Raw genomic sequence first — 2157 nt, 5'->3', positions numbered from 1 at the left:
GTGCTGGCGCTCGCCCAGACGCTCGGCGCCCAGGTGCATCCGCAGGGCTTTCTGATCGGCGGCCATGTCGCGTTCCTGATCGCCCTGTTCATACGCCTGTCCACCTCCGGCCTCGGCCTGCGCGGCCTGCTGCGCCTGCCCGCGGGGAAGGCATCATGAGCGCCGCCTCCCCTGTCATCGAGCGCGGCACCGCCGCCTCGCGCATTGCCGCCATCGCGGTGGCCCTGATCATCGCGCTGCTGGCGATCGCGCCGCAATTCCTGTCGGCAGGCGCCGTCGACCGGATGACCGCGCTGTTCATCTATGTGATCCTCGCGGCGATGTGGAACGCGCTCGCCGGTTTCGGCGGACTGGTCTCGGTCGGCCAGCAGGTGTTCTTCGGCCTCGGCGCCTATTTCAGCATCCGGCTGGCGGATGCCGGCCTCAATCCTTTCGTCGCGCTCTTCGTCTCGGCGATCGTCGTCGGCGCTGTCTCCTGGCCGATCTCGCTGTTCATGCTGCGGCTCAGGAACGGCGAGTTCGCCATCGGCATGTGGGTGATCGCGGCCCTCACCCATCTCCTCGTCAACCTCGACCGGCTGGTGCAGGGCGAGACCGGCACGTCGCTGATCTCGCTCAACGTCTACGACGCTTCGACCAGACGCGTGGCGATCTACTGGCTGGCGCTGGCGTCGATGACCGCCCTGCTTGCCGTCCTGTTCGGCCTGCTGCGCGGCAGCACCGGTGCCGCCATCCGCGCCATCCGCGACAACGAGGATGCGGCGGCCTCCGTCGGCGTGCGCGTTACCGGCACCAAGCGGCTGCTTTTCGTGCTCGCCGCCTTTGGCATCGGCGTTGCCGGCGCGCTGTGGCTGGCGACCTCGATCACCTTCCAGCCGAAGACCTATTTCAGCGTCCAGTGGACAGCCTACATGATCTTCATGGTGCTGGTCGGCGGCATCGGCACCTTCGAGGGCGCCATCCTTGGCGCGCTGCTCTTCTTCCTCATCGAGACCTGGTTCGGCGGTGCCGGCGTCTGGTACCTGATCGGCCTCGGCGCCACGGCCCTCGCCTTCTCGCTACTGTTGCCGCGCGGCCTGTGGGGAACGCTGGAGGAGCGATTTGGGCTGCGCCTGCTGCCCGTCGGCTATAGCGTCAGGCTTCCCGTCAACGCGACCCAAACGACGGGCGAGACCGCTTCGCCGGCACCGACAACGACATCTCGGGAGAAGGCCTGACCATGCTTTTCGGCAAGACCATCCTCATCACCGGCGTCGCCTCCGGCATCGGCGCCCGCACGGCGGAACTCGCCGGCCAACTCGGCGCCGACGTGATCGGCGTCGACGTGCGTGAGCCAGCAGCAAGTGCTGGCAGCTTCGTCAAGGCCGACATCTCGTCGAGGGCCGGCGTCGACGAACTGGTGGCACGGCTGCCGCAGCGCCTCGATGCGCTCTGCAACGTCGCCGGCCTTTCCGGCAACACCGGCGCCGTGTCGACGCTCGCCGTCAATTTCTACGGGCTGCGTGCGCTTTCCGAGGCGCTGGCGCCGAAGCTTCGCGAAGGCGGTGCCATCGTCAATGTCGCCTCGATCGCCGGCTTCGGCTGGCGCGCCAATCTCAACCGCGCCGCTTCGATGATCGGCATCGAGGGCTTTCCCGATGTCGCCAGGGTGGTCGCCGACCATGCGGTCAAGAACGAGGAAGGCTATCCGGTCTCGAAGGAGCTTCTGCTGCTGTGGACTTTCCGCGCCGCGCATCAGGAGCGTTTCAAGAGCCGCGGCATCCGCGTCAATGCGGTCAGCCCAGGCCCGGTCGAGACGCCGATCCTGAAGCAGTTCCGCGCCGTGCTCGGCGACGACCGCGTCGACAGCGATATTTCGCGGGTGGGTCGTGCCGGCACGTCGGGCGATATCGCGCCGGTCGTGCTGTTCCTGTGCTCGGATGGCGCGCGCTGGATCAACGGCGCCAACGTGCCGGTCGACGGCGGCCTCGAAGCCTCGATCAACGCCGAGGTGCTCGGCTTCTAATCTGAACTTGCAACGCTCCACCGGGAGCGAGGGAGAGAACAATGGATATCGGACTTCTGATCGACGGCGACGAAAGGGCGGCGTCCGGCAAGGCCTCCTATGAGCGCCTGGACCCATTCACCGGCAAACTGGCGACGCGCGCCGCCGCGGCC

General features: G+C 67.5%; 2 protein-coding genes and 1 pseudogene. All 3 read left to right on the top strand.

The window, feature by feature from the left end; genetic code table 11:
• Positions 1 to 159: pseudogene (locus tag EN745_RS33925) on the top strand (branched-chain amino acid ABC transporter permease); the annotation flags it as partial.
• The gene (locus EN745_RS33920) at positions 156 to 1217 is read left to right on the top strand and encodes a branched-chain amino acid ABC transporter permease (RefSeq protein WP_127405527.1); all 1062 of its coding nucleotides are present in this window, start codon (positions 156 to 158) and stop codon (positions 1215 to 1217) included. The pseudogene EN745_RS33925 and the gene EN745_RS33920, both read left to right, overlap by 4 nt.
• 2 nt (positions 1218 to 1219) lie before the next feature.
• Positions 1220 to 2005, top strand: a complete 786-nt coding sequence (locus EN745_RS33915; protein ID WP_127405526.1) for a coniferyl-alcohol dehydrogenase — start codon at positions 1220 to 1222, stop codon at positions 2003 to 2005.
• The last annotated feature ends 152 nt before the right edge of the window (positions 2006 to 2157 follow it).

It is taken from the genome of Mesorhizobium sp. M4A.F.Ca.ET.022.05.2.1 (assembly GCF_003998845.1).
Lineage (GTDB): Bacteria > Pseudomonadota > Alphaproteobacteria > Rhizobiales > Rhizobiaceae > Mesorhizobium.
Note: the sequence above shows the minus strand (reverse complement) of the source record. Positions and strands in the feature narration are given on the sequence as shown.